This window comes from Synechococcus sp. WC101, from assembly GCF_047461555.1.
In the GTDB taxonomy this organism is placed as follows: domain Bacteria; phylum Cyanobacteriota; class Cyanobacteriia; order Thermostichales; family Thermostichaceae; genus Thermostichus.
Genome location: NZ_JANSHG010000012.1, coordinates 1 through 25761, shown reverse-complemented (window position 1 = coordinate 25761; position 25761 = coordinate 1). Strand labels below are relative to the sequence as shown.

Here is a 25761-nt window from a genome sequence, read left to right as displayed (position 1 = left end):
TCCTCACCGACATCCAGGGCATCGAGGACTTTTTGGGGGATATGGACTTCAAGGTGGCCGGCACGCGGGCCGGGATCACCGCTTTGCAGATGGACATGAAAATTACCGGCATCACCGTGGATGTGGTGGAGAAAGCCCTCCTGCAGGCCAAGGCCGGGCGGGACTACATCCTTGACAAAATGCTGGAGGTTCTCCCGGCGCCTCGGCCCCAGTTGGCCAAAACAGCCCCTCGTCTGCTCACGTTCAAGGTGGATCCGGAAGATATCGGCAAGATCATCGGCCCTGGCGGCAAGATGGTGCGCAGCATCACCGAAGCGACAGGAGCCAAGGTGGACATCAGCGACGATGGCACGATCACCGTGTCCTCCTCGGTGGGCGGCCAGGCAGAAGCGGCTCGGGCGATGATCGAAAACCTGGTGCGGCGGGTGGAAGAGGGGCAGGTGTACCTGGGCAAGGTGACCCGCATCATTCCTATCGGCGCCTTTGTGGAGTTCTTGCCGGGCAAAGAGGGCATGATCCACATCTCGCAACTGGCGGAGTACCGCGTCAGCAGGGTGGAGGATGAAATTGCCGTAGCAGATGAGGTGGTGGTCAAGGTGCGCAGCATCGACCACAAGGGCCGCGTTAACCTCACCCGTCTCGGCATTAGTCCTGAGGAGGCGGCGCGGGTGCGCAACCATCACCCCTGAAGCTGCGGTTTTTCCCCAGCAACTGGGTGGGCAGGGATCCCCTCGCCAGCCGTTGTCAGCGGCCAAGATGGCAGAGGAGGCGCTCTTCAACCTGTTGGCCTCAACATGCCGAATCTCGCTTCTCCCCTTCTTGCTGGCCAAGAGCGTGGCCCTCAGAGGCGACTGTCTCCCTCCCGGCGGCGACTGGGCTGGGCCTTGGCTTGGGGCCTGGGGTGGGCCACCTTGCTCAACCTTTCTGCCCAGCACCCTTTGTTGCTGCGGCTGGAGAGCGACGCCCAGGAATGGCTCTATGCTTGGCGCGGCCCTCAGCAACCTTCCCCGGAGGTGGTGATCCTCGGCATCGATGGCCGCATTGATGAGCAGGGAGAAAGTGGTGATGGCCAGCATAATGTTGACTTTCTCTTGGAACGGGCTAACTACGCCGGCCTGACCTTGCGCCTTCTGGAAGAGGCCGAAGCCAGGGTGGTGGTGCTGAACCTGCCCAGCAGCTTTGTGGTGCCGCAGAATCTGGGCAACGAGAACCTAGATGCTCCCCTGCGTCAGGTGGTGCAGCGCTACCCGGATCGCTTGGTTTTGGCCACCCGCAGCAGCGAGAGCTTTGGACGCTCCGAGATCAACATCTACAACCACTTCTTGCCTTTTTCGTCCTTGCGCCTTGAGTATTTGGTGCCGCCAGAGCATGTTCAGGGGGTGGTGCAACACCGAGTCGACAGAACCGGGATCCTACGCCAGGCCCAGTTGCGGGGGCTCTACCTACGCCGCGACAGCCAGGAGGAGCAGATGTTCGCCTCGGTGGAGGCTCTGGCTTTTGCCAAGTACGACCCGGAGAAGGCTAGCCGCTGGTTTCGCAAGCGGGGCTTACAGCCGTTTCAGTTCAATCCCCTTGGCTCTCAGCACAGCATCCCCATCATCCCCATCGAACGGGTCTGTCCGCCGCTGATCTCCCAGACGGGATCCGGCTCCCCGACGCTCAGCCCCGGCCAAGCCTGCCGCGGCCAAGAAGGGATCCCGCCCCTCGACCCCAAAGTTGCCGACCAACTGCGAGACAAAATTGTCCTGGTCGGCTTTGTGGGCGGCTACCCGGAGACCTTCCCGGTGCGGACGGCGGATGGATCCCAGATTGCGGCAGTAGAACTCCAGGCGCAAATCCTCTCCAGCCTGCTTACTGGCCAGGTCTACCGATCCCTGCCGGCAGAGCTAGCAGCGGGAGTTGTCTTCCTCCTAGGCGCGGCAACGGGCTTGCTCTTGGTTCTCTATCGACCCTCTTCGCGCGAAAACCGCTGGAAACAGGCGCGCTCTCTCCTCTTGCCGCTGCTAGGGCTAGCCGTTTACGAGGGCTGGGCTGTGGCCCAATTCTTGCTGTGGCGTTGGATTTGGCCGCTGACCTTGCCGGCTTTGGCCGTCGGTCTAACGGGGGTGAGCCTGCTTCTGACCTTGGTAATCTTGGAGAACCAGGAGCGGCTCTTGGCCCAGCAACAGGAACTGGAGCGCCTGCGCCGGGCCGAACAAGAGGCTGCTATCGACCAAGCCCGCAAGCTGCTCTACCGCATTGCCACCGACATTCACGATCGCGAGCTGCAGGAGCTGAAGGTGGTGATGGACGAGCTGGAGAGCTTGCAATGGCAACAGCAGCAGGGTAAGGATCCCGATCCTGCCATTTACGATCGTCTGCTGGAACAACTGGAAAGGATCGGGCGAGGCATTCGCGAGCAGCTTAACGATGTGCGCACCCTGGCCACCAAGCTGCGCATTTCCCCCAGCTTGCGGGAGGGCTTGCACCGGGGCATCGACACCTATCTGGACGAGCTGATTCGGACGGGCAGCCTGACCTTGCCTGTGGAGCGCCACCTACAACCTCTGGAGGAGCCCAATACCGGCGAGTGGTTCGACCAACGGGAGGACATCTTGCGCTTTTTGCGAGAGGCCATCGGCAATGTCATCGCCCATGTGCAACCTCCCAAGGGCAACGCCTCCTTCGTCAAGGTGTCCTTGGTGCAAAAGGAGCGCCACTGCTGCTTGTCGGTCATCAATGACGGCGTAGAATACGCCCCCAGCCCCGGTGGCGGCTATGGCAGCAAAGCCATGAATACCATTGCCCGCTACCTGCCCAAGGGCTCCTGGCATCGCACCCACACTCCGGAAGGCCATACCTACGTCGAGCTGCACTGGGAGATGCCGCTCTAAAAGACTTAGACAACAGCGGGCAAAAGGGAACTTTTGTCTGTGCTTCAGCGACTCCTACCTAGCTGGTCGCCCAGCCCCGGCAGACCCCAGGCGTAACTTCCCCCAGAGCTTGAGGTACAGCCTGCTAAAGAATCAAGAGGTACAGTAGCAACACTTAGCAAACCCACTTCGGAAGCGGATAGAGGTCTTACCTGCCTGATAAGCTGTCACAACTCTTTGCCGTCAATCCAAAGAATGGGTTGGCATCCCCTCCTCTCCTGCCTCTTGAATACCTGTACCCTATTTTTAACAGGCTGTAGCATCGATGCTCTTGCGAGGGAGCTCAAAGGGGGAAAGTGACTGGAGAGGGTATCTGTTGGATAATGCCCAGATTCCTCGGAAGAGGGCGTGGGGCAGTTTACGCTTTGATGGGCACTTTCTTCTCCAGCCACTGGGCCACTTGATCGGCCAGATCAACCCCTTCTAACTGGCAGATCTCCCGCAGCATAGTTGGGCTGGTGACGTTAATCTCTGTCAGCCGTTCCCCGATGACATCAATTCCAACAAAATAGAGTTTCTCCTGCCGCAGCACTGGCGCCAAAGCCGCGCAGAGGGCCCGTTCTTTTTCAGCAATCTCGGTTTTCTCCACCCGACCCCCAGCGGCCACATTGCCACGGAAATCCCCCTCCCCAGGGATGCGATTGACGGCGCCCAAAGGCTCGCCCTCCAGCAGCAAAATGCGCTTATCTCCCGCTGCTGCCTGCGGCAAATACTCTTGCACCATCACGGGCAGCCGGCCAAACTGAGTGCTCAGCTCGATCAAGGAATTGAGGTTTGGATCGCCGGCATTGACCCGCAGGATCCCTTCCCCACCCTTGCCGCCCAGGGGCTTGAGCACCGCCTGCCCCACCTGCTCGACGAATTGGCGGAGCAAGGCCTTGCTGCTGCTGACGCAGGTACGCGGGATCCACTCTTTAAACCGCAAAGCATAGAGCTTTTCGTTGGCGGAGCGGATCCCGGCAGGATGGTTGAGCACTAGGGTGCGGCGGGGGGAGAGATGATCCAGAAGGTAGGTGGCGTAGAGATAGGCCGCGTCCACCGGCGGATCCTTGCGCATCCATACGGCTTGCATCTGGCTCAAGGGCAACAAACGCCGTTCTTTGACTTCGTACCAGGGATCCGCTCCTAGATCCAACACAATCTCCTCAACGGATCCCCAGGTTTCCCCTTGATCCCAGTAGAGGTCGGCCAATCCAAGGCAAAAAATGCGGTGGCCTCGTTTCTGCAGCGCCTCCATTAGGGCAACGCTGGTGTCGTGGCCCACCTGCAACTGAGACAACGGATCGACAATGAAAGCTACCTGCATGAATGGTTTGAGCAACGAAAAGCTGCCCTGAGTATGCAACAAATTGGAGCGGATTGCTCCGGGCAGGAAGTTAAACCGATGCAGAGCCGTCTTTAACATCCCCTTAACCCTGACCAGCGAAGCAAACGTTAGCTTAGTTAGATGAGATCCCTATTAGACCTCAGTGTTTCGGCCAGGTTGACCAGGTTTCTGGCTCGCCTGTGAGGAATGGTCTGTCTGTGAGTGTTCCTTCTCCCCAACCCTCCGAGCCGGTTCGCATTGAAACCACGCGGGACTTGCTAGCAGCCCTGCGAGAAGGGCGCTCCCTGCTGGGTGCCAACCTCGAAGGCGCCTACCTCTCGCGGGGCCTGTTCGACCGCATCCAGATGCCCAAGGCCAACTTGACGCGGGCCAACCTGCGCTCGCTCAGTATGCAGCAGGCAGATCTGCGGTTATGCAACTTTCGCCGTGCCGAGCTGGAGCGGGCCAACTTCGCTGCCTCCGATCTCCGGGGATCCAGCTTCAGTCAAGCCCTGGGAGACTACAGCAACTTCACCGCTGCCAAGCTGGACAAAAGCAGCTTTCAGGGGGGACACTTCAGCCATTCCATCTTTCGCGAGGCCAGCTTGGTGGCTGCCAACCTAACGGAAGGCAACTTTTTTGCCGCCGACTTTCGCCAAGCCAACCTCTTTCGCTGCAACCTCTCCCAGGCCATCCTATCCAGTTGCCAGTTGCAGAACGCCAACTTTGACCAAGCCCTCCTGGTGGGGGCCAACCTCCAAGAGGCCCAAATTGAAGGGGCCAGCTTTGTCGGCGCCGACTTTACCGACGCCAAGCTCTCGGACGAAATGCGCAAGTTCTTGATCGAACGCGTGAGCGGCACCAACGAGCTTACTCAGCGGGACACCCTCAACACTCTGCTGGCGGGGCTCCAGCCCAAGTCACGCAAACTGTTTGGATTGCTGTGAACTGTAGCCAGGGCCACTCTTGCGCCAGCCCCAGCAGATCGGTTTTCAAGAGGTCAAGGCAGCGGATGATCCCTCAAAATTGGTTGAGGTCGATTCCAGCTTCGCGGGCCATGGCCCCTATCCCTTTGGCCTTGAGGGTTTTCAGTGCCTTGGTGGAAAGGCGCAAACGAACAAACCGCTTGCCCTCCTCCCACCAGATGCGTTTCCACTGCAGGTTAACCTCCTGCAGACGCTTGGTACGCCGGTGGGAGTGGGAGATGGCGAAAGCGTTGTTGCGTTTTTTGTTGGTCAGTTGGCAGCGACGTGCCATGAGATCCAAGGGAACTCAGCTTCGCTATTCTATGGCCTCTTTTTGTCGAGCAGCAAGCTGCAGCTGAGCTTGCAACTGGGCTAGCTCTGTCCTCAATTGGTCAAAGGTTTGTTGGCAATGGTTGACGCTTCTCAGGGGCAGCTCTTCGTTTTTGGCGATGCAGGTGACCTGTACAGATCCGTCAGCGGCTTGGCGGGTGCGATCCACAAACACCTCTACCGTCACCAGTTTGGCGTAGGGATTTTTTCCAGGCGGCTCGCCGGCCACCCAGTAGTCAGGGCTGTTGTGTAGGACAGTAAGCTGGCAACGCTCCAAGACAGCGCGAATCGCTTCGCTTAACTGCTCGGCTGAGCCCATGAGCTGGGTAACGCAGGAGTATCGAGCCATAGGAGAAGCAAGTCACCACGGTTATCCTACCACCAAGTTTTCGGCTCCTGCAGCCAAAGGCGGGCGAGCAAAATTGCGTTTAAGAGTACTTCGCACCGGCTCGGCCAACCCTGCTGTGGGGGAGTAATTGCGTTAAAACATAAGGACATAAAGAGTGCCTTTCGGCTCTTTCCCCAGGAGAGTTGTGATGTCTAGGGTCTCCTGTTTAGCCCGTTCTCTCTTGTTGCTGGGATCCCTGGCTCTGGGTTGGATAGACCTGTCTTCTGCCCAAGCGCAGCCCTTTCAAGCAGGCGATCTGGATGGGGATGGTCGTTTGACGGTGCAGGATCTCAACCTGTTGGGGGCCTATTTGCGGGGAGAACGGGAGTTGACCGACGACCAGATCCGGGCTGCCGATGTCGATCAGGATGGGCGGATTACAGAAGCCGATTGGCAGGTGTTGCAGCAGCGCATTCAGGCGGCCACAGATGCACCCACCGGCCAGGTGCAGTTGGACTCGGCCTACTCTGGGCAGGTGGTGGATCGCCTGACAGGGCAGCCTTTGGCCGGGGTGGAGGTGGCCATTCCGGGGGCAGGGATTTCGGTGCGCACCGATGCCCAAGGGCGGTTTCGCCTGCCGGGGCCGCTGCCGGCAGAAGAAATTTTGGTGGCGCGGCTGGAGAACTATTTGCCCTATTCCCAGAGCACAGGCAACGGACAGACCGGCGGGGATCGGCCTTGGCAGTTGCAGTTGGAGCGCTGGGATCCCAACGCCACGCTGGTGCTGGAGGCCAATGTCATCCGCCTGGGCGATAACCAATATTCTCCAAAGTCGGCGGCTGCCGGGCAATTTCTGGCGCCTGCCCAAGGGGTGGAGATGACCCGCTCCTTCAGCCTAGACCGCCTGCCGCCTCGCCCACCGGTTTTGCGGCTTGGATCCCTGATTGGGTTGGATACTGCCGCTGCCTATCGGGCCGGCCAGTCCCGCATTCCCGGCGCCAATATGTCTCCCATGCGAGTGCTTTTAAACGGAGTGGAGGTGGAGCAAATCCACTTGGGGGGAGACGACCTGCGCATCCCTCTGCCACTAGAGCATCTGCGCCTGGGGCTGAATACGGTTACCTTGCGCACTGGCAAAACGGTGATCCAGCCTGGCAGGATCGCCGGCGGATCCCGGATCAGTATCCCTCTTTTGGGTGGATCCCTGGATATCTTTGTGCCGCTGGGGACTGACACAATCGGCCAGGACGGTGGGGCTTGGGTGGACTATGACGATGTGCAGTTGGCCAATGTCACGATCGAGATCCCCAACTAAATGCCCAGGCTAACTTGCGCTGGCTAGGCCGCGGGGATTTTGTTGCTCAGAAGCTTGCCCGAAGCCTTTTCGACAGGCCTACTGGGCCCTGACGTGTTGACTTTGCGCAGCTTGGTCTTCGGTTTAGTAAACCTGTTTTTAAATTGTTATCCTGCTGGATGGAAAGCGACTGTGGAGCTTATTTCTAAAGCCGTTCCCAGAGGAGTGGAAAGCTCGAATTACTGAAAGTGTGCGGCGGAATTTTTGGGATTTTTCTGGGGTTGAGCCGTGTTGTCGTTTTTCTTCGCTATTTCAGCTTTTCCAGTGTTTTTAGTACTTCGGATCCCTTCAGCTCTAACCTCATCGATGATTACAGGTTTATTTGATTTAATTCCAGGTATTGGAGCCACTATTGGGACTAGCCTAATTGCTCATATTGTCTTATCACAGAGCGTATGGCTCTCTATCCAGTAATTTGTATCTCCCTACAACAAGTAGAAGAGAGCTTACTCCTGCTTCGCGTGATGTAGGGATCCGTCAATATCAGCCCTGTGATCATGTTTTTCTCTTTGTTTTTGAGCGGTACTGTGGCCGGCTTGTTGGCGGTGTTCTTGGCCATTCCGGTGACGTGAGTGTTGATCAACTTACTTGAGTAAAAGGGCATCCAAAACGGTGATCTCCGCTTCCAGATTGCCCTTCAGGTTTTCCTCTACACCACCGGGGATCAGGAGCTGTTTTACCAGCGCTACGGCCAGGCCACCCAGGAAACGGTGATCCAGTTTCTGGCTTTTGATAGGGTTGGCTTGCTAAGTGTTGCTACTGTACCCCTTAATTAGGCTGTAGCACTGGGTTGAACAGCTTGGCTCTATCCTCTGATCTACTGCTCCACATGTTCTTTTAGGGCAGTCCATCTTTTACTTCCGTGTCTTGAAAACTGTTGGTCTTAGGTTTTCTCGGCTCAGCCAGCGATAAACTGTTAACGACTGACTTCGTAAATCTATGCGGCTATTGTCGGGCTGTCCCCTTCCTTAACATACCCTACAACTCTCTCCTAAGTCTGGGCTGTGGCTCGTGGAGTTGCCTCTTGGAGTCTGCTCCATGCCATCTTATCTCTAACAGCGTTCCACCCTCAGCCAAATTGGCTATAGCAAGTCAGGGTCAGCCCTATCCCACCTTTTTTATAAAGCCGATAAAAAAAGCCCCATAAAGGGGCTTGTCGCTCAGCGACTTATAAAACTCTAGAGCAATATAGGGAAGCGCTCCATTGAATCTGTTGCTTTAAACACCGTTTTGATCACAGTCACTAGAATCTCAGAAAAAAGGCCAAACTGCGGCAGATATCATTTTTTTTTTAGATTTTCGGGAGGCTGGCCCTACACCGATCGGGCTGCTGTTGGGCAAGCCCTAGCTTGAGGACGACTTGGGATCCGCTGTCTCCCGCCCCAGCCAGCGCCAAGTGGTGGGCAGCAGGGCTGCTGCTAGCACACACTTCAGCAGATCGCCGGGGATAAAGGGGAACACGCCTTTGGTGAGCACGGCCAAGACGGAAGTGGGGCCGACATTCTCGTTCAGCCACACCCCCAGCCAGGTGGCTCCCAAGACGTAGATCAAAACCGAGCAGGAGAGCATGGACGCGGCCATCTTCCAAGGGCTGCGATCCACCCCCCAGCGCTCCACAAACCAGCCCATCAGCCCTGCGGCCAGGGGAAAGGCCAGCAAGTAGCCCCCTGTCGGTCCGGTTAGGTGGCTGAGCCCGGAGCCGCCGCCGTTGAAGAAGGGCAACCCCAAAAGCCCCTCCAGCAGGTACAGCAGCAAGGCGAGAAAGCCCAACCTCGACCCAAAGCCTGCCCCCACCAGCATCACGCCGAAGGTTTGTCCGGTGATGGGTACTGGCGTAAAGGGCAAAGGGATCCGCACCTGCGCCAGGGCCGCTACCAACAAACTTCCCCCCAACACCAGCATGGAATCCCGAACCCAGGAAGGACGGGTCAGAAGGGTTTGCGCCAAAGGTGTGTGAACAAAAGTAGCAGTCATAGGATATTTGGGGCGCTGAGATACAAGAGATAACAGCTCTTTTCCGAGATCCGCTGACCCATCGCAAAAGCTTTTGGCCAGAGGCTGCAACTAACCGGCAAAGGGCCTTATCTGGGTAGTGTATCACAACCGGAGGATTCTGTACCTATGCACTACCTTGCTTGGCCGCGGCCATTTGTCTGGCGCATCCACTGAATCCGCAGAAGGGTGAGGCAAAAGATGAACCACAAAGCCCCCAGGCTATACCCCGCCAGCAGATCGCTGGGCCAATTCAACCCCCAGTCGGCCCGGCTGAAACCGATGAAGAATAGGATCCCCAGCACTCCTCCAGCGAACCAGCGCCGCTGAGCAGGATAATAGCTTGCCACCAGATAGCCCAAAAGGCCGTAGATTACCGTTGCTGCGATGACCTGTCCACTCCGACAGGATGGGATCCCAAAGATCTGGGCGGGGGCGAGAAAAGGTAGGCTGCAGGATCCCAGCGATCACGGCAGCTCCTAAGGCTGCAACCAACAGTCCCCAAGCCGTCCGTCTTTGTTGGCTGCGCCAGAGCAAAACCCACCAGCCCAATCGGATGCCCTAACCCCCACCCCACCCAAGCCAAGGGATCCAGCCAAGGGCTGGCCCGCTGCAGCCATTGCAAAATCCATGCATCGATGGCTTGACTGGAGGGCGCCAGTCCTTGCAAAGCCAGAGTCAGTCCCCAGAGGACCAGAGCCGAGCCGAGGATCCCGCCCAGGCCCACGGTTGCGCTCAGCAGGGTCAGGCTCGGCGAAACCCGTCTCACCCAGAAGATGGCGAGCTTTTCGGCGGAGTTGGGTTTCCGCACAGGCGGCGCGATGCACCTCGATCTGGACGGGGGTTGTGCCCACCACTTCTCCGTCGACAACCACCTTCTGGGGTGGGTTCGTCTCAACCCAGATGCGGGAAGCTTTGAAGGTGAGGATCCTTTTCAGCTAGAAACCGCAGGAGCCCCGCCCCCCTGCCCCCGTATACGGGGGGTTGGAGCGTGGCCAGGATCTCGGCAAGTTGCACCGGTAAGGGATCAGCTCTTGTTATTCTTCTTCTTCTTGTTCGGGTCGTCGGGATGCTGGCGATCTTCTTCGAGGAACATCAAACTGTGAAGACGAGCTGAGCGGTAGTCGGAGAGGCGCATCGCAAGGGAAGCCCAGGCTAATTTGCTGCCCAAGCCGGACTTCTGGTACAACAGGGAGGCGACGGGAGCGACGCCGACGGCCTTGGCATCGCGGATGGCAGCCAGATCGGCGCTCAAGAAAACAAACTGCCAGCCGTCTTTCTCTGTTTTTTCTTTGATCATCTTCTCGACTTGCTCTTTGCAGAACTCGCGGCTGGCGTTCTCTTGGCCATCGGTTACCACCACCATAACCACCCTCGCAGGGCGATCTGCTTCAGCGAGTTGGCTGAGGCCGCTTTCCAAGTCGGTGATGCCGTGACCCATGGCATCTAGCAAAGGGGTAGAGGCCCGCGGCACATAGGTCTCGCGGGTTAGCTCGGGAACTTCGGCGATGGGCTTGAAACGGTGGATAACTTCGTAGGGATCCTGCGAGTCAAACTGAACCAAAGTGAGGGTGGCAAACCCTGGCTCTGCCCTCTGCTATGGTCACCGGCCTCCTGTAGGAAATCTAACTTGGGACTTCTGCCAGCGACCCGTTTGTGAAGGATTCTGTGCAACTATTTGCAAAGGTTATCAGCTTGATGGGCTTTGATAAATCCTTGTCGGCGCAGAGCCCTGAGAGAGTATCTTGAAGCGTCAAACGGCAGTGAAACCGCTCATTGCGCGGATCCCTGCCTTCCCTTTCCCGGGGAGAGAGGAACTGGGAGACGGTCTCAAACTTGTCTGAAATGACCGCAAAACCCTCTAAAAGCCCAGCCCATCTGCTCCTGAGGTCACCGTGCCTTTTTCTGGGTCTAGGGTGACGATGGCGCCGTCGCGGATGAGGCGCGTAGCATCCTTAACTCCCACCAGCACCGGCACCCCTAACCGCAGACCGATCACCGCCGCATGGGAGGAGGCCCCATCTTCTTCGGTGATCACCCCGGCCGCCTGTTTGATCGCCTCCACATAGTTGGCATCGGTAGCGCGAGCAACCAGGATGTCGCCGGCAGTGATCTTGCTGGCATCGAGGCTAGATCTGAGGATGCGGGCCGGGCCGCTGACAGTGCCTTTGCCAAACCCTCTGCCTTTGGCCACCACTGCCTTGACTACCTCTACCTTAATCAGATCGGTGGAGCCGGATACGCCTGGCAAAGTGCCGGCGCTGAGCACCACCAAGTCGCCATCCTTAAGCAAGCCTTCTTCCTGAGCCACGTTGATGGCGGCCTGAAAGGTCTGGCGGGTGGTAGGCAAATCCATGACCAACAAGGGCCGTACCCCCCACACCAACTGCAGTTGCCGCGCCACCTCTACATGAGGAGTTACAGCCAAGATCGGGGTGCGCGGGCGAAACCGGGAGACATTGCGAGCCGTAGCCCCGGTTTTGGTCAGGGTCATCACCGCCACCGCATCCAACTCCTGGGCAATCTCCCCTACGGCGCGGCTGATTGAGTCGGTGACCAGGGTTTTGGGCCGGGGCGAGCCATTGCCACCGGGGCTGCCGTTATTTTGACTCAGCTCCTGCAGGGTGAGGGTGCGCAGGTGTTGGCGGCGATCGACATAGATCGGGCTGAAGTAATCCCGTTCGATGCGCACAGCAATGCGGGCCATGGTCGCCACCGCCTCGACGGGATATTTGCCTACCGCCGTCTCGTTGGAGAGCATGACGGCATCGGTGCCGTCCAAAATAGCATTGGCCACATCCGAGATCTCGGCCCGAGTGGGACGAGGGCTGTGGGCCATGCTGTCCAGCATTTGGGTAGCGGTGATCACCGGGATCCCCAGGCAGTTGGCCATGGCAATGATCCGCTTCTGCAAAATCGGCACCTCTTCCGCCGGCAGCTCTACGCCCAGATCTCCCCGCGCCACCATTACCCCGTCGCTGAGGGCCAGGATCTGGGGCAGTTGTTGGATGGCCTCGTGTTTTTCGATCTTGACAATGATAGGAACCCGCTTGCCGACAGCGGCCATCAGTTCCCGCAGCTCCAGCACATCCGAGGGATCCCGCACAAAGCTGAGGGCCACCCAGTCCACCCCTTGGTTGAGGCCGAAGTAGAGGTCTTCTTTGTCTTTTTCGGTAACGGCGCGGATGCTGAGGCGCACGCCGGGGAAGTTCACCCCCTTGTTGTCGGAGAGGGTGCCGCCGACAATGGTGCGGCAGAAGAGCTCCCCCGCCTCGGGATCCACCGCCTCCACCCGCATCTCCACCCGACCGTCGTCGAGGAGGATCGTCGCCCCTTCCGGCACCTCTTGGGCTAGCTTGTCGTAGGTGACCCAACTGCGCTCCTGGGATCCCAAAATGGGCTTGCTGGTCAACACGAAGGGATCCCCGCTCCTAAGGGTGATCGAGCCTTCGGCGAACTTGCCGAGGCGAATTTTGGGCCCCTGCAGGTCTTGCAAAATGGCGACCTGGATGCCGAGGTCCATGGCGGTTTGGCGGATGAGGCGGATGTTGCGGCGGTGCAGGTCGTGATCCCCATGGGAGAAGTTGAGGCGAAGGGTGGTTGCCCCTTGCAGGATCATTTCCCTTAGGATGGCGGGGTTGGAGCTGGCAGGGCCGATAGTGGCAACAATTTTGGTGCGTCGAAAAGACTCGCTCGAATGCATGGCAATCTTTACCAAGGGAGAGCAGCCCAGATTGTTTCCCCACACAGGGATCCCCTTGATACGATAACCCGTTTTGACACTTCCGGCCTTAAGTGGCGGGGATTTTCAAGCAGCCCGGAAACAGACTCTTAAAGGCGTTGTCAAAGCGCCTCTGCTGACTTTCCACAGACAAAGTCCAAAGGTTGCCGTTACTTCGTATTCGTCGCCGCATGGGCGTCGGCGTTGATGAGCCAACCCTCTGGGGTTCTAAACAGCTCACACTTACCTGCTTTTTCCAGCCTTTTTTACCGCTTCTAGGCAGAAAATGCCATCTTGGGCCTCGACTGGAATGTGTCGCTGCGCATCCGCGGAGAGCAGATTCTCCTCGTGGAGATGGGTGGCAGCATCAACTGGATTTCCCTGCCTCAGTCGCTCACCAGCCGCTGCCGAGAGTGCTGGCGATCGTGCCAAGTGAGAGAAACGGTCTCCATCTGGCCAGGGATCCCACCTGGCGGCTCAACCAGCAGCTCCGTTACTGCAATAACCGCCGGCTCCTCGCCCAAAGCGTGTCGGCCTTCGCTCATCTCAGAGACTCCAGATATTGGCTGAGGTCTTCTTGCAGGCGGGAGAACTCTACTTCAATAGAAAGGCGCAATGCCCCTGTTTTCAACATTACTAACACCTTGGCGGCGTGGGGGCCGGGCCAGATATTGGGATTGCAGAACATCTCCAGGTACAAGTTTGGGGCGGCATGGTGAAACTCAATCGGCGCCTGGGGCTGGCGTTGGGGGCCGCTTGCCCCCACTTTGAGCCGCTCCACAAGGGTTTGCAAAGCCCTGTGCCACTCCCGCGCCCCCTCTGCCGAAAGCGGGAAGCTGGCCGACCCGGTTGCGAAGTTGAGGGCAAACTGAGGAGAATAGGTAGTCATAGAAGCCCGTACCTTCGGCAAGCATTCTCTGGAGGGCAGCGTTGGACAATAACAGTATCTTACGTCAGCTCTTACTAATGGGCGTGGGCACCACCGCTCTGCTCGCGGAGCAGTTGAAAAAGGCTGCTGACGAGCTGGTGCAGAAAGGTCAGCTCAAGCCAGAAGAGGCCTCCAACGTCATCAACAACCTGCTCAACCAGGTGAAATCCGAGCAGAGCAACCTGGAGTCTTACGTGCAGCGGCAGGTGCGCAACGTCCTGCAGGATTTGGGTGTTCCTCGCCAATCGGAAATGGACGAGCTGCGCGGGCGGCTGGATCGGCTGGAGCGGCAGGTGCGCAACCTGGAAAACCAAGTTTACCGCCGCTAGCCGAGCTGGATGGTTCGTTTCTGGCGCTTGGCTTGCCCCCTCGGCCAAGCAGAGTTGGGCAAGGGATCCCAGGCTATACCCTGCAAAACTCTGAAGCCAATTCCCAGCTTTTGAGTCCAGAAGGTCACTGCAATTCCCATGCCAAGCGAAGTTTTGACCATCACGGGCCGCGGGATCCCGCTGGTGGGCAACGACATCGACACTGACCGGATTATCCCGGCCCGTTTCTTGAAGTGCGTTACCTTTGAGGGCTTGGGCCAGCATGTATTTGCCGACGACCGAGCCCAGAATCCCGGCCAGCATCCCTTTGACCTGCCTCAGTACCAGGGGGCAGAGATCTTGCTGGTCAACGCCAACTTTGGCTGTGGCTCCAGCCGGGAGCACGCCCCCCAAGCCCTGGCCAAGTGGGGGATCCGCGCCCTCGTCGGCGAAAGCTTTGCCGAGATCTTTTTCGGCAACTGCCTGGCCTTGGGGATCCCCTGCGTCACGGCGCCCGCCAGCGTGATCCAAACCCTGCAAGGGGCGGTGGCCGAGAATCCACAGCTCCGGTTGACGCTGGATGTGCTCAACAAACAGGTGTGCTGGGAGGATAGAACCGCTGCTGTCGAGATCCCACAGGGGGCCTGGCAGATGCTGGTGCAGGGGACGTGGGATGCCACCGGACAATTGCTGGCCGCCCGGGAGCGGATTCAAGAGGTAGCTGCTTCCTTGCCCTATTTGCGATGGCAGCGGGTCAGGTGAGCAGGTTTCTTCCCCCCACTACTCACCTGTGGCTGGGCAGCGCCGACCCCGATTTTCTGGATCTGGCGAGGCGGGAAATTGCGGCAGCGGATCCCGAGGCCGTCTTTCAGCCTTTGCCGGAGGCACCTGGCCTAGTGCGGGTGTGCAGCCAGCGCTCGTTTGCCGACCTTGCCCAGGCCTGGCAGGCTAACCCGCCCATTTTTTTGCGCCACATCTGCCCCATCCACCAAGAGCGACAGCTCGACGAGATCTCCCTGCTGCGCCTCGATCAAAACCTCTTGGCGGCCATCGACCCTGCCCTCAGCTTTTCGGTACAGACGCGCCGGTTTGGCAAGCTCAACGTCAAGCCCTTCCAGGTTAACGCAGCCCTGGCCGAACAGGTGATGGCGACGGTGGGATCCCCTCTGCAGGTCAAGGATCCCCAGCAGGTGATCTCGGTGGTGCTCCTGGCCAGCTCGACAGGGCTCCGGGCTTGGCTGGGCCTGTCGCTGGCGGCGCAAAACCTCTCCACCTGGGCCGGCGGCGTCCACCGCTTTCGCCGCGATCCCGACCAGATCAGCCGAGCGGAGTTTAAGCTGCTGGAGGCCATCCAGGTGTTTCGCGTCCCTTTGCAACCAGGGGGACGGGCCTTGGATCTGGGGGCGGCGCCGGGGGGCTGGTCGCGCATTTTGCGCCTGCATGGCCAGCAGGTGACGGCTGTGGATCCGGCGGAGCTGGACGAGCGCCTCCGCCACGATGCCGGCATTTGTCACCATCGCCTCAGCGCCCAAGCCTATCTGGCCCGCTGTCCAGGTCAGTTTCACCTCATCCTCAACGACATGCGCATGGATGGCCGTGCCTCTGCCCATCTGATGGCGGCTTTTGCCCCTCATCTGGAGCCGCAGGGGGCAGCCGTGATGACCCTAAAGCTCCCCCACCAGCATCGCCTGCGGGTGCTCCGCCAGACCCTAGACATCTTGGGCAGCGCCTTCCCGGTGGTGAGGGCGCGCCACCTGTTTCACAACCGCAGCGAAATTACCCTCTACCTGCAAAAAGGGATCCCGGCCCCTCACTCTTCCACCACCTGAATTTCCCGGCGCAGCACCTTCTCGCGAATGGACTCCAGCAAGCTCATCTCTTCCGGGGAGATTTTGCCATCGGCCCGGATGGCGGCGATGATTTGATCCACCTCGCTGCGGGTTAACTTCTTATCTTCCAGGGCTTGCTCCACCAGCACCTGCAGTTGGGAAAACTCCATAAAACCACTGCTCCTCTGGGCTTAACCGGTCTTCTCACTTCATCCAGGCTATCTGCGCCCATTCCGATCCCCGGCAGGCGCAAGATTCTCTTCAGGTCAGGTATTCTGAAGAAAATGTAAAAGCCTAGGAGAAAACGACCTCATGGCTGGCCCAACTCTCAAGAGCACTGAGCACGACTGCGCCACTCTTTGCCGAGATGGCTGTGTCTTGGGCGACGCCTGCCCCCACCGAGAGGCGGCTCGTCAAGCAGTGGCCTTCGTCATGAACACCGACTGGGAGACGCTGATGCGGATCGCCGAATCCAGGAACCTACCCAAGGATCCCCCCCAAGCAGAGGTGGATCCCCTGCAGTTTTTGGAGAACTACCGCCTGGGCGGCTAGCTAACAGCTCGGCAACAAATCCCAGTGCAGAATCCAGGTGCTTTGAGCCATACTAATTATTAATTAAATGGGGTCGAATGCCTGGGTTGTATGGTTTGGCCCTGGGTTGTCTTCGGCTTGGTTCTCATTGCTGCCGAGCTGTTTTTGCCGGAGTTGGTGGCCGGGCCGGCGGGTGTGGCTGCCCTAGGGGCTGCTCTTTTGGCCTATTGGGGGTGGCCAGTTTGGGCCCAGTTCTCGGCCTGGATTGTGCTCTCCCTTGGGTTGATCGTTCTCAGCCGGCGTCTGCTGCCCTCTACTTCAACTCAGCTGGAAGATCTCCTGAAGGAATCGCGAGAAGCGCGGGCAGTTACGGCCATTCCGCCGGGCAAGCGGGGTCGGGTCTCCTATCTCGGCTCCACCTGGAATGCCAAGTGCAGCGTCCCCGACCTGGAGATCCAGCGTGGGCAAGAGCTCTACGTGGTCGATCGCCAAGGCAATACCCTGATCGTGATGCCGATGCAGATGCTCAAGTCTTGAGGGGGATCAGAGGCTTGGCTGCGACTCACTGGACAGGCTCTTTTGAAGAAACACCTGAGGAGTCGGGGAATCTCTGCGAAGGCGAACAAGAAGCTCGCCCTCAGTCCACCGTACTCGGCTACCCATCCCAACAGGTCTAGCAGGTTCTAAGTAGAAGATGCCGTTGGCGGTGGGGGGATAGAGGGCGGGGCTCCCGCGGTTTCTGGCTGAACGCTGGGGAGGCCTTCCCTACAGGCGGCGCAACAATTCCCAACAACAGGCCGGTATCGGTTTCGGCCCAGGCCTTCCCGCTCCCCTCGACAAGGCCAGCCAACCCAGATCTCAGCCGACGGCCACGCTCGCAGGGGAGCGCGGGATCCCTTGCAGCAGCCGCTCCATCTCCGCCTGCAAATCCTGGGTTAGAGCTTGTACGGCTTGCCGGCGGTTGGCCTGGTAGGCGGGCCAGCGCTCCGAAACCGAGAGGGGATCGCCGATGCTGAAACGGGCCAGCCGCGGCCCCAACCTGGGGGGGGCAGCGCCGACGGCGTTTTTGCCTTTGATCCAGGCCAACAGGTTCCACAGCCGCAGGGCGGTTTCGGCCAGTTCCTCCAAACTGGGTTGCTCCGGCAGGGGACGCACGGCAAACACCATCAGGGTCTCCACCAGGCGCATGTGCCAGAGGTGGAAGCTGGCCTCAGAGGCGACGCGATTGGCCAACCCCTTCTCCACAGCCGAAAGCGCCGCAATATCAGGGATATCTTCCCGGTAGATCCAGGCCCAGCCTGCCTGTTCGATGCGATGCCGCCGCTCGATCAAGTCTCCCTGGGGCTGCAGGCCAAAGTGCTGCTCGGCCACGCGCAGGGCCAGATCCGATAGGCTTTGCAGACGTGCCAACAGATCCCCTCCCCCTTTCAGGCTGACCCGCGCCGCGTCGGGCAAAGCTGGGGCGTAGAAGCGCTCGTAAAAACGCTCCATCACCTGAATCAGATGCTCGGCCAGGCGGAGCAGGCGGGCCATCAAAAACCCTTTGCCGACATGGGCCGAGCGCGTGGCCGGGAGCTTGCAATCCGCCTCCATGCGGCGGAGCAACCTGTCCAGCGCCAGGCTGGGATCCCTCAAGTAGGAGTAGCGGAGGCCCACCGGCAAGATCAGCACCTCCTCCGGGCGCCCCGCCTTGTGCAGATCCTCCACCGCCCAGAAACTCATTTGGGCCACCCCCGGCTCCAGCGGGTTGAGCAGCCCACTCATGCCGTTGATTGTCCCTTCGGGAGCCACCGCCAGGGGGTACGGGCCTGACACAAACTGCTCGCGAGAGCTCTTCAGCCCTGCCCGATCCAGACGGCCCCGCAAAATCGGGATCCCGCCCAGCCGGGGAAGCCCCCAGCGGCCAATGAAGCCCAGCCATAGGGGCAGGCCGCGGTCGTAGACAAACAAAACATGGGGACGCTGCCGCAGGCGGATCCCCTGTTGTCGAGCTACCTGAGGCAGAAGATGGGAAAACAGGTACATCAAGCAGGGGGGATCGTCGAGGGTGGGGTGGCGAAAGGCTACCAACAGGCGAATCTTGCCTGCCTCAAATTGCTGATAAAGCTGGGCCAAACGCTCGCCCCCCTCCACCTCAACGCGCGGGATCCCCTTGGCCCAGCGCAACCACAAGGGCAAACCCGCTTGCGCCAAACGAACTACCCAAGGCGTCAATCGCGGCGGCAGAAACTTGAGAGGAGGTTGAACAGTCTGGTACATAGGGATCTTCAGATCTAGGGTTGGCGAAGTCAATAAACCCAAGCTTCGGATCCCATCTTAAGGAGGGTTTGGAAGAGAGAAAGCCCTGCAGTGACAGTTTCTCAACTGGATTCCCTTGCCCAACTCCAGAAGAGGTTCAAGCTCCTGTTGTTTTTTTCCTGCGGCTCCGCGTCTTTTTGGGGGCAGCTTCTTCGTTCGAGGTTGAGTCCTCCATCACCTGACCGTTGAGCACTTGCTTGAGGTGAATGTGCTTATAGCCCAACTGAATCTCAAACTCATCGCCGGGCTTGAGATTCATTTTTTCGGTGTAAGCGGACCCGATGATGATCTGACCATTCTTGTGAACGCTCACGCGAAAGGTTGGCTCGCGACCGCGCCTGTCACGCTTGGCAGTTGGACTGAGGCTCAGACCTTTTGCCGCCAGCACCGCATCATAAAACTCATTTAAGTTGACGCGGAGCTTGTTGGTCTTGGTCATGGTTACGTAGCCACAGCGCTTTGCCGTCTCGCGGCGCGGAAGATGGCTCAACGCTTCTACCTTCTGCAGGAGAGCCTTTCCGGTTAAAGGTTGTGGTGGTATGTCCAACATTTTCTAATGCCCTACAGTCCTCTCCAGGATCATAACCTCCTGGCGTACTTCTGCAACCAAAAGTTGGGGACTCTTTTCGAGGCCACATTTTTCTCCTACTACTTGAAGTGGTTCTCTAAAGGAGAAAGGCTCTCCTCAATAGGCGTTCAATCGGTGTTCTTGCCGTGGTAAAAGGTGAGGGGGGAGCAGGGACTCAAGCGCGGAGGGGGGCTGCAGCTTTTGTTTTGATGGCGCCAAAGGCTAGAGAATCGGTATGGCTCTTCGGCGCGCTGGGTGCTTCGGCAGAGAGGCCAGAGGGATCCGCAGAATCGGGGGAAGAGAAGTGGGCCAGGCCAGGATTGGCGATGATAAAGTCGCGCCAACCAGACTAGATCTGTTCCTCCGATTCCCACCCCTCTGCCGCCCTAAACCCCCAAGACAGCTTCTCCGAACTTCAGCAAAAGGGGCTGGAGTTGTTTTGCACAACGGGTCGGAAAGATAGCCAAAGCAAGCCTGCGGCCCAATGCCATCACCTACAGGGCCGGTAAGGGATTTCGGGCTTCTCGGCGGGAGCCGGCGACGCCACGGGCGTTTTTTTTTCTCCGTTCGACGGGCGCGGGCGACGCAGGCCGCTAGCAGCCATTTCAAGACTGGCCGATGGCAGTAAGGGCTGGAGCGAAATGGGAGGGACAACTCAGCCGGATCCCAAGCGCTTGGCCACCTGGGAAGGAAGCTGGGCCAGCGGGATCCCCTCTAGGATCTCTGCCGCAAAGGCGTAGGTGAGGAGTTGCCTGGCCTGGGCTTGGGGAATGCCGCGGCTTTGCAGATAGAAGATCTCTTCCGCCTCCAGTTGGCTGACGGTGGCTCCGTGGGCGCATTTGACGTTGTCGGCAAAGATCTCCAGTTGGGGCCGGGTATCCACCCGCGCCTTGGGGCTCAACAGCAGGTTGCGGTTGGTCTGGGCGGCGTCTGTCAGTTGGGCTGCTTGGCTCACCAGGATCCGCCCGCTGAAGACCGCGCGGGCCGCCTCGTCCACGATGCACTTGTGCAGTTGGCGGCTGCTGCCGTGGGGCGCTTGATGGAGCAAGCGGGAGTGGGTGTCGCTGTGCTGGGATCCCTTCACCAGGGTCAGCCCCTGCAGCTGGGTGTGGGCCTGGGGCTCCACCTGGACAAGCTCCAGGTTGTGGCGGGAAAACTGGGATCCCCACTGGATGGCCTGCAGCCGGTAGTGGCTGTCGCGGCCCTGGCGCACGGCAGTCTGGTTGATGTGAAAAGCCTGGGATCCCTGCCGCTGCAGGATCACATGGTGTAGACGGGATCCTTCGGCCAGGGCGATCTCGGTAACAGCGTTGCCGAAGGGGATCCCTGCCCCCCACGAGACGTGGTCTTCGATGAGGGTGAGGGAGCTGTGGGCCTGCAAAGCCACCAGACAGCGGGGCTGGGCCAGAACCGCCTCTCCTTCAGAGGCCACCGTCACCCAGAGCAGGTGCAAGGGCGGCAAAACTTCCTGCTGGGGTGGCAGCTCGATTTGGATCCCGTCGGCCAGATGGGCGGTGTTGAGGGCGCTGAAGACATCGACCTTGGCGATGGTTTGCAACAATCCAGGGGCAGACTGGCTCAGAGGAGCTATTCGCAGGGCCGACGGCAGGCCGCTCAAGTCAGAAAGCTGGGGGGCAAAGTAGCCGTTGACGAACACCGCATAGCTGTGACGGCTCTCCGGCCACAGCCAGGGCTCCAGGGTGGCCCGCTCCAGACCCAGATCCCCAGGGCCGGCCAGGCGAAAGGCATGGGCCACTAGCGGCGAGAGGTCGCTGTATTTCCAGTCTTCCTCGCGGGGGGTGGGGATCCCCAGCTCCGCCAGTTGGGCGCGGGCCTGCTGCCTCAGGGTGGTATGGGGATCTTCTACCTCCGGGATTTGGCGGAGGAGGTGCTCCAGAAAGGAGTGGCCAAAGCGCTCAGCCCTCTCGGAGGGGTTGCTCATCGCGCCTCCTCCTTGAGCCAGTCGTAGCCCCGCTCTTCCAGCTCCAGCGCCAAGGTCTTATCGCCGCTGAGGACGATGCGCCCGCCTTCCATCACATGCACATAGTCGGGGGTCACATACTCCAGCAGGCGCTGGTAGTGGGTAATGAGGAGCATGGCCTTCTCAGGGCCGGCCAGTTGGTTGATGCCCTGGGCAACGACGCGCAGGGCGTCGATGTCCAGGCCGGAGTCCGTCTCGTCCAAAATGGCCAGCGTCGGCTCCAGCACAGCCATCTGCAGGATCTCGTTGCGCTTTTTCTCGCCGCCGGAAAACCCTTCGTTGACGGAGCGCTCCAAAAAAGCGGGATCCATCTTGACAATGCTCAGCTTTTCCCGCACGAAGTCGTCAAACTCGAGGGGATCCATTTCCGGCTGATCCCGGTATTTCTGCCGGGCGTTGTAGGCAGCCCGCAGAAAATCCAAGTTGCTCACCCCCGCAATCTCAATGGGGTACTGAAAGGCCAAGAAGATCCCAGCCCAGGCCCGCTCCTCCGGCTCCATGGCCAAGAGATCCTTGCCCAAATAGAGGATCTCGCCCCCTGTTACCCGGTAGTCGGGGTGACCGGCCAAGATCTTGGAGAAGGTGCTTTTCCCAGAGCCATTGGGCCCCATGATGGCGTGGATCTCGCCGGCGCGGATTTCCAAGTTTACCCCCTTGAGGATAGGAGTGCCGTCGATCTCGGCCGTGAGATCGCGAACGGAGAGGATGACAGGGCTGTTTTCCCGGATCATGTCAGCAGTTGCTCTCGAATCGATGACAGCTTGGCGCCTAGGAGTTCCCCCCAGCGCCGCTCCCCAAAATCTAGCTGCGCCAGACCCCTCGGCAATGGACAACAGGCAGGATCCCTTGCCAAGGATCTAGCCAACGGATCCCTCTAGCTTCAGGCTCAGCAGCCGATCCGCCTCGACGGCAAACTCCATCGGCAGTTGGTTGAACACCTCGCGACAGAAGCCGCTGATGATCATGGACACGGCGTCTTCTGTGGAGATACCGCGCGACTGGAAGTAGAACAGTTGCTCTTCTCCGATCTTGGAAGTTGAGGCCTCGTGCTCGACCTTGGCGGTGTGGTTTTGCACCTCGATGTAGGGGAAGGTGTTGGCGCTGCACTGATCCCCAATCAACAGGGAATCACACTGGGAAAAGTTGCGGGCGCCCTCTGCCTTGGGCCCAATTTTCACCAGGCCGCGATAGCTGTTTTTCGAGTGCCCTGCCGAGATGCCTTTGGAGATAATTCTGCTGCGGGTGTTGCGGCCGATGTGGATCATCTTGGTGCCCGTGTCGGCCTGCTGGTAGTGGTTGGTGAGGGCCACTGAGTAGAACTCGCCCACCGAGTTTTCCCCCACCAACACACAGCTTGGATACTTCCAGGTGATGGCCGAGCCGGTCTCCACCTGCGTCCAAGAGATCTTGGAGTTGGCCCCCTGACAGAGGCCGCGCTTGGTCACAAAGTTGTAGATGCCGCCTTTGCCGTTTTCGTCGCCGGCATACCAGTTCTGCACCGTCGAGTACTTGATCTCGGCATTGTCCAGGGCGATCAGCTCCACCACCGCCGCGTGCAGTTGGTTGGTGTCGAACATGGGGGCGGTGCAGCCTTCCAGATAGCTAACGTAGGATCCCTCGTCGGCAATGATCAGGGTGCGCTCGAACTGGCCCGACTCGCCGTTGTTGATACGAAAATAAGTGGAGAGCTCCATCGGGCAACGCACCCCTTTGGGCACATAGACAAAGGAGCCATCGCTAAACACCGCCGAGTTCAGCGCCGCGTAGTAGTTGTCGGCAATAGGCACCACCGTGCCCAAGTACTTACGCACCAGCTCGGGATACTCCCGCAGCGCCTCCGACATGGAGCAGAAGATGATCCCTTCCTTGGCCAGCTTTTCCCGGAAGGTGGTGGCCACCGAGACGCTGTCGAAAATGGCGTCCACTGCTACATTGGCCAGTCGCTTCTGTTCAGACAGCGGGATCCCCAATTTTTCAAAAGTCTCCAGCAGCACCGGATCCACTTCGTCCAGGCTCTTTTTCTTCTCCCGCACCTTGGGGGCCGAGTAATAGACGATGTTTTGGTAGTCAATGGGGGGGTAGGTCACGTTTGGCCAAGTGGGCTCGCTCATCTTCAGCCACTGGCGGTAGGCCCGCAGCCGGAACTCCAGCATGAAGTCCGGCTCCCCCTTTTTGGCCCAGATTTGGCGAATAATGTCCTCGTTTAGGCCCTTGCCGATGGATTCTGAAGGGATGTCGGTAACAAAGCCGTACTTGTAGGGCTGGTTAACCAGGGCGCGGACGCTCTTAGACATGGGTGGCTCTCAAGTAGGGATTAGAAGCGCGCAAGAACAGACGGCCAACTAAAACAACATAGTTGTTGCTTAACTAATCCTCAAGTTACTTTAGCAATGATCCCGTTGTCAAAATAGGCAGGAGGACAACGGTGAACCGAGCACGTAGGATCGCCGGCCAGGCTACCCAGCCTACTTCCAGTAAGCAGGCTATTTTGATCTACCTGCGCAAGGCAGGACAGGCTACTGCCCAAACCCTAGCAGAGCACTTGGGCATTTCTCCCCAGGCCATTCGCCGCCACCTCAAGGATCTGGAGGCAGAGGGGTTGATCCAACATGTCGCTCAACCCAATGGTCTAGGGCGACCCCAGCATCTCTATCAGCTCAGCCCCTTGGGAGAAGAGCAGTTCCCCGCCAGCTACGACGAGTTTGCCCTTGGTCTGCTCAACACCCTGGCCGAAACTCTGGGATCCGAGCAGATGGGATCCCTTCTCCACCACCAGTGGCAGCGCAAAGCCCGGGAGTATCAGGCCCAACTGGGATCTGGATCCCTGCGGGAGCGGCTGGAGCGTTTGGTGCAGTTGCGCCAGGCAGAGGGTTACATGGCGGAGTACTACCCCTATCCTGCCGACCTGACTGTGCCGCTGGCAGCAGAGGGATCCGAGCCTTACGTCGAGCAGTATGTGTTGGTCGAGCACAATTGCGCCATTGCTCAGATTGCTCACACCTTTCCCAGCGTCTGCGGCCACGAACTGGAGATGTTTGCTGCCGCCTTGCCCGATTGCCGGGTAGAGCGCATCACCTGGCAGGTGCAGGGAGAACACCCCTGCGGCTACTGGATTGCCAAGCCAGCGGCTCGGTCGACTTAAGACTTCCCCAGGAAACCGGATCCCTGAGATGGCAAACAGGGTTTTTTCGGGTATAGTTATCTCGTACAGGTTTTAAGTTTGTTCTCCGCATGGTCTGGCGCGCTCCCTTTTTTGGCTACTTTACCTTTCCCTGGCAGCGGCCAGGGCGGAAGGGTGGCGCGTAAACTATAAAGCCTAGGTTTACCTGAGTCAGTCCTGAAGCCCTGAGCCCAGTGCCAGGGCTTTTTTGATGGCTCGACAGCTCAATCCCTCACTTGCCCATCCCTTGGACACAATGAAGGACAGTTCTATGCCCCCCCAAACCGACAACTGCAACATCCAAGAGGTGACTCCCTTGATTGCCCCTGCTGCTGTCAAGGCCAAGCTGCCGCTGACGGAAACGGCAGCCCAAGTGGTGCTCTCCACGCGGCAGGCCATTCGCGACATCATCCACGGACGGGATCTCCATCGCCTGGTGGTGATCGTCGGCCCCTGCTCCATCCACGATCCGGAAGCGGCCTTGGAGTACGCCCACCGCCTCAAGCGGGTGGCCGACCGAACCCGCGAGCACCTGGTGATCGTGATGCGCACCTATTTTGAGAAGCCGCGCACCACCGTGGGCTGGAAGGGGTTGATCAACGATCCCCACCTGGATGGCTCCTGCGACATTGCCACCGGCTTGCAACTGGCCCGCTCCATCCTGCTGCAGATCAACGAGCTGGGCCTGCCCTGTGCCACCGAGATGCTGGATCCGGTGACCCCTCAATACACCGCAGACCTGGTGAGCTGGGCGGCCATCGGCGCCCGAACCATCGAAAGCCAGACCCACCGGGAAATGGCCAGCGGCCTCTCCATGCCCGTGGGCTTCAAAAACGGCACCGACGGGCGGCTGGAAATTGCCCTCAACGCCATCTTGTCTGCCAGCCACCCCCACAGTTTTCTGGGCATTGGCCAAGACGGCATGACGGCCTTGGTGAAAACCACCGGCAACCCGGATCGGCACATCGTGTTGCGCGGCGGCGGCGGCAGAACCAACTACGGCCCGGAAGATGTGGCGCGGGCGGCGTTGCTGATGAAGGATCAAGGGATCCCGCGCTCGGTGATGGTGGACTGCTCCCACGACAACTCACAGAAGGACTACCGCCGGCAGGGATCCGTCTGTCGGGCGGTGCTACAGCAGTACCAAGCGGGGCAGCGGGCCTTGATGGGGCTGATGCTGGAGAGCAACCTCAACCCGGGCAAGCAAACCTGGCAGGAAGGGGCGCCGCTCCAGTACGGCGTTTCCATTA

Annotated in this window: 26 protein-coding genes; 11 read left to right on the top strand and 15 right to left on the bottom strand. The window is 59.3% G+C overall.

Going from position 1 to position 25761, the window contains the following annotated elements:
• Positions 1-689: S1 RNA-binding domain-containing protein (locus tag NW809_RS01695; RefSeq protein ID WP_414401403.1), on the top strand; the 689-nt coding region annotated here is incomplete at its 5' end.
• A gap of 195 nt (positions 690-884) precedes the next feature.
• A complete protein-coding gene (locus NW809_RS01690) occupies positions 885-2873 on the top strand; it encodes a CHASE2 domain-containing protein (RefSeq protein ID WP_414401402.1) in 1989 nt (662 codons plus the stop codon).
• 397 nt (positions 2874-3270) lie between these two features.
• Here NW809_RS01690 and gshB read toward each other — a convergent pair whose 3' ends face one another.
• A complete protein-coding gene (gene gshB, locus NW809_RS01685; protein ID WP_011431028.1) occupies positions 3271-4218 on the bottom strand; it encodes a glutathione synthase in 948 nt (315 codons plus the stop codon).
• A 218-nt stretch (positions 4219-4436) separates the two neighbouring features.
• Here gshB and NW809_RS01680 point away from each other — a divergent pair, with 218 nt between their 5' ends.
• Entirely contained in the window at positions 4437-5165 is a 729-nt protein-coding gene (locus NW809_RS01680) for a pentapeptide repeat-containing protein (protein ID WP_414401401.1), read from the top strand.
• 73 nt (positions 5166-5238) lie between these two features.
• On the opposite strand, the gene rpmB is transcribed toward NW809_RS01680, so the two are convergent.
• Together rpmB and NW809_RS01670 are read right to left on the bottom strand one after the other, a co-directional pair.
• The gene (gene rpmB / locus NW809_RS01675) at positions 5239-5475 is read right to left on the bottom strand and encodes a 50S ribosomal protein L28 (protein WP_011431026.1); all 237 of its coding nucleotides are present in this window, start codon (positions 5473-5475) and stop codon (positions 5239-5241) included.
• 24 nt (positions 5476-5499) lie between these two features.
• Positions 5500-5862, bottom strand: coding sequence for a hypothetical protein (locus NW809_RS01670; protein ID WP_011431025.1), 363 nt, complete (start codon positions 5860-5862; stop codon positions 5500-5502).
• Between the two features lie 187 nt (positions 5863-6049).
• Here NW809_RS01670 and NW809_RS01665 point away from each other — a divergent pair, with 187 nt between their 5' ends.
• Complete coding sequence (locus tag NW809_RS01665) at positions 6050-7156, top strand: dockerin type I domain-containing protein (protein ID WP_099812909.1); 1107 nt, start codon at positions 6050-6052, stop codon at positions 7154-7156.
• Positions 7157-8539: 1383 nt separating this feature from the next.
• Here NW809_RS01665 and NW809_RS01660 read toward each other — a convergent pair.
• From NW809_RS01660 to NW809_RS01635, 6 genes are all read right to left on the bottom strand, one after another.
• A complete protein-coding gene (locus NW809_RS01660; RefSeq protein ID WP_099836027.1) occupies positions 8540-9169 on the bottom strand; it encodes a biotin transporter BioY in 630 nt (209 codons plus the stop codon).
• Positions 9170-9321: 152 nt separating this feature from the next.
• Entirely contained in the window at positions 9322-9603 is a 282-nt protein-coding gene (locus tag NW809_RS01655; protein ID WP_414401404.1) for a phosphatase PAP2 family protein, read from the bottom strand.
• Positions 9604-10214: 611 nt separating this feature from the next.
• Positions 10215-10751, bottom strand: a complete 537-nt coding sequence (locus NW809_RS01650) for a hypothetical protein (RefSeq protein ID WP_414401400.1) — start codon at positions 10749-10751, stop codon at positions 10215-10217.
• Positions 10752-11048: 297 nt separating this feature from the next.
• A complete protein-coding gene (pyk, locus tag NW809_RS01645; RefSeq protein WP_011431019.1) occupies positions 11049-12890 on the bottom strand; it encodes a pyruvate kinase in 1842 nt (613 codons plus the stop codon).
• Positions 12891-13294: 404 nt separating this feature from the next.
• Complete coding sequence (locus NW809_RS01640) at positions 13295-13453, bottom strand: hypothetical protein (protein WP_011431018.1); 159 nt, start codon at positions 13451-13453, stop codon at positions 13295-13297.
• Positions 13450-13797: a hypothetical protein gene (locus tag NW809_RS01635; RefSeq protein WP_011431017.1), complete on the bottom strand. Its 348-nt coding sequence runs from the start codon at positions 13795-13797 to the stop codon at positions 13450-13452. The genes NW809_RS01640 and NW809_RS01635 overlap by 4 nt, the downstream gene beginning before the upstream one ends.
• A 41-nt stretch (positions 13798-13838) precedes the next feature.
• Here NW809_RS01635 and NW809_RS01630 point away from each other — a divergent pair, with 41 nt between their 5' ends.
• The 3 genes from NW809_RS01630 to NW809_RS01620 all read left to right on the top strand — a co-directional run bounded on the left by NW809_RS01630 (position 13839) and on the right by NW809_RS01620 (position 15973).
• On the top strand, positions 13839-14165 hold the full coding sequence (locus NW809_RS01630) for a phasin family protein (protein ID WP_011431016.1): 327 nt from the start codon (positions 13839-13841) through the stop codon (positions 14163-14165).
• A gap of 138 nt (positions 14166-14303) precedes the next feature.
• Positions 14304-14906, top strand: a complete 603-nt coding sequence (gene leuD / locus NW809_RS01625) for a 3-isopropylmalate dehydratase small subunit (protein WP_041438503.1) — start codon at positions 14304-14306, stop codon at positions 14904-14906.
• Entirely contained in the window at positions 14903-15973 is a 1071-nt protein-coding gene (locus NW809_RS01620; protein ID WP_011431013.1) for an SAM-dependent methyltransferase, read from the top strand. Before leuD ends, NW809_RS01620 begins: the two co-directional genes overlap by 4 nt.
• Here the strand turns inward: NW809_RS01620 and NW809_RS01615 are convergent.
• Positions 15955-16143, bottom strand: coding sequence for a hypothetical protein (locus tag NW809_RS01615; RefSeq protein ID WP_011431012.1), 189 nt, complete (start codon positions 16141-16143; stop codon positions 15955-15957). The two genes, NW809_RS01620 and NW809_RS01615, sit on opposite strands and share 19 nt — an antisense overlap.
• A gap of 142 nt (positions 16144-16285) precedes the next feature.
• Here NW809_RS01615 and NW809_RS01610 point away from each other — a divergent pair, with 142 nt between their 5' ends.
• On the top strand, positions 16286-16525 hold the full coding sequence (locus tag NW809_RS01610; RefSeq protein WP_011431011.1) for a hypothetical protein: 240 nt from the start codon (positions 16286-16288) through the stop codon (positions 16523-16525).
• A 90-nt stretch (positions 16526-16615) separates the two neighbouring features.
• On the top strand, positions 16616-17041 hold the full coding sequence (locus tag NW809_RS01605) for an NfeD family protein (RefSeq protein WP_414401399.1): 426 nt from the start codon (positions 16616-16618) through the stop codon (positions 17039-17041).
• A gap of 321 nt (positions 17042-17362) precedes the next feature.
• Here the strand turns inward: NW809_RS01605 and NW809_RS01600 are convergent, their stop codons facing one another.
• The 5 genes from NW809_RS01600 to sufB all read right to left on the bottom strand — a co-directional run bounded on the left by NW809_RS01600 (position 17363) and on the right by sufB (position 23645).
• Complete coding sequence (locus NW809_RS01600; protein ID WP_011431009.1) at positions 17363-18763, bottom strand: 1-acyl-sn-glycerol-3-phosphate acyltransferase; 1401 nt, start codon at positions 18761-18763, stop codon at positions 17363-17365.
• Between the two features lie 136 nt (positions 18764-18899).
• Positions 18900-19352, bottom strand: coding sequence for an AbrB family transcriptional regulator (locus NW809_RS01595; protein WP_011431008.1), 453 nt, complete (start codon positions 19350-19352; stop codon positions 18900-18902).
• 673 nt (positions 19353-20025) lie between these two features.
• Positions 20026-21312: a Fe-S cluster assembly protein SufD gene (gene sufD / locus NW809_RS01590; protein ID WP_099812916.1), complete on the bottom strand. Its 1287-nt coding sequence runs from the start codon at positions 21310-21312 to the stop codon at positions 20026-20028.
• Entirely contained in the window at positions 21309-22082 is a 774-nt protein-coding gene (gene sufC, locus NW809_RS01585) for a Fe-S cluster assembly ATPase SufC (protein ID WP_099812918.1), read from the bottom strand. The genes sufD and sufC overlap by 4 nt, the downstream gene beginning before the upstream one ends.
• Before the next feature lie 126 nt (positions 22083-22208).
• Positions 22209-23645: a Fe-S cluster assembly protein SufB gene (gene sufB, locus NW809_RS01580; RefSeq protein WP_414401398.1), complete on the bottom strand. Its 1437-nt coding sequence runs from the start codon at positions 23643-23645 to the stop codon at positions 22209-22211.
• A gap of 131 nt (positions 23646-23776) precedes the next feature.
• On the opposite strand from sufB, the gene sufR reads away from it, so the two are divergent.
• Together sufR and NW809_RS01570 are read left to right on the top strand one after the other, a co-directional pair.
• A complete protein-coding gene (gene sufR, locus NW809_RS01575) occupies positions 23777-24493 on the top strand; it encodes an iron-sulfur cluster biosynthesis transcriptional regulator SufR (protein ID WP_414401397.1) in 717 nt (238 codons plus the stop codon).
• Between the two features lie 289 nt (positions 24494-24782).
• The coding region (locus NW809_RS01570) for a 3-deoxy-7-phosphoheptulonate synthase (RefSeq protein WP_414401396.1) at positions 24783-25761 on the top strand (979 nt) is incomplete at its 3' end.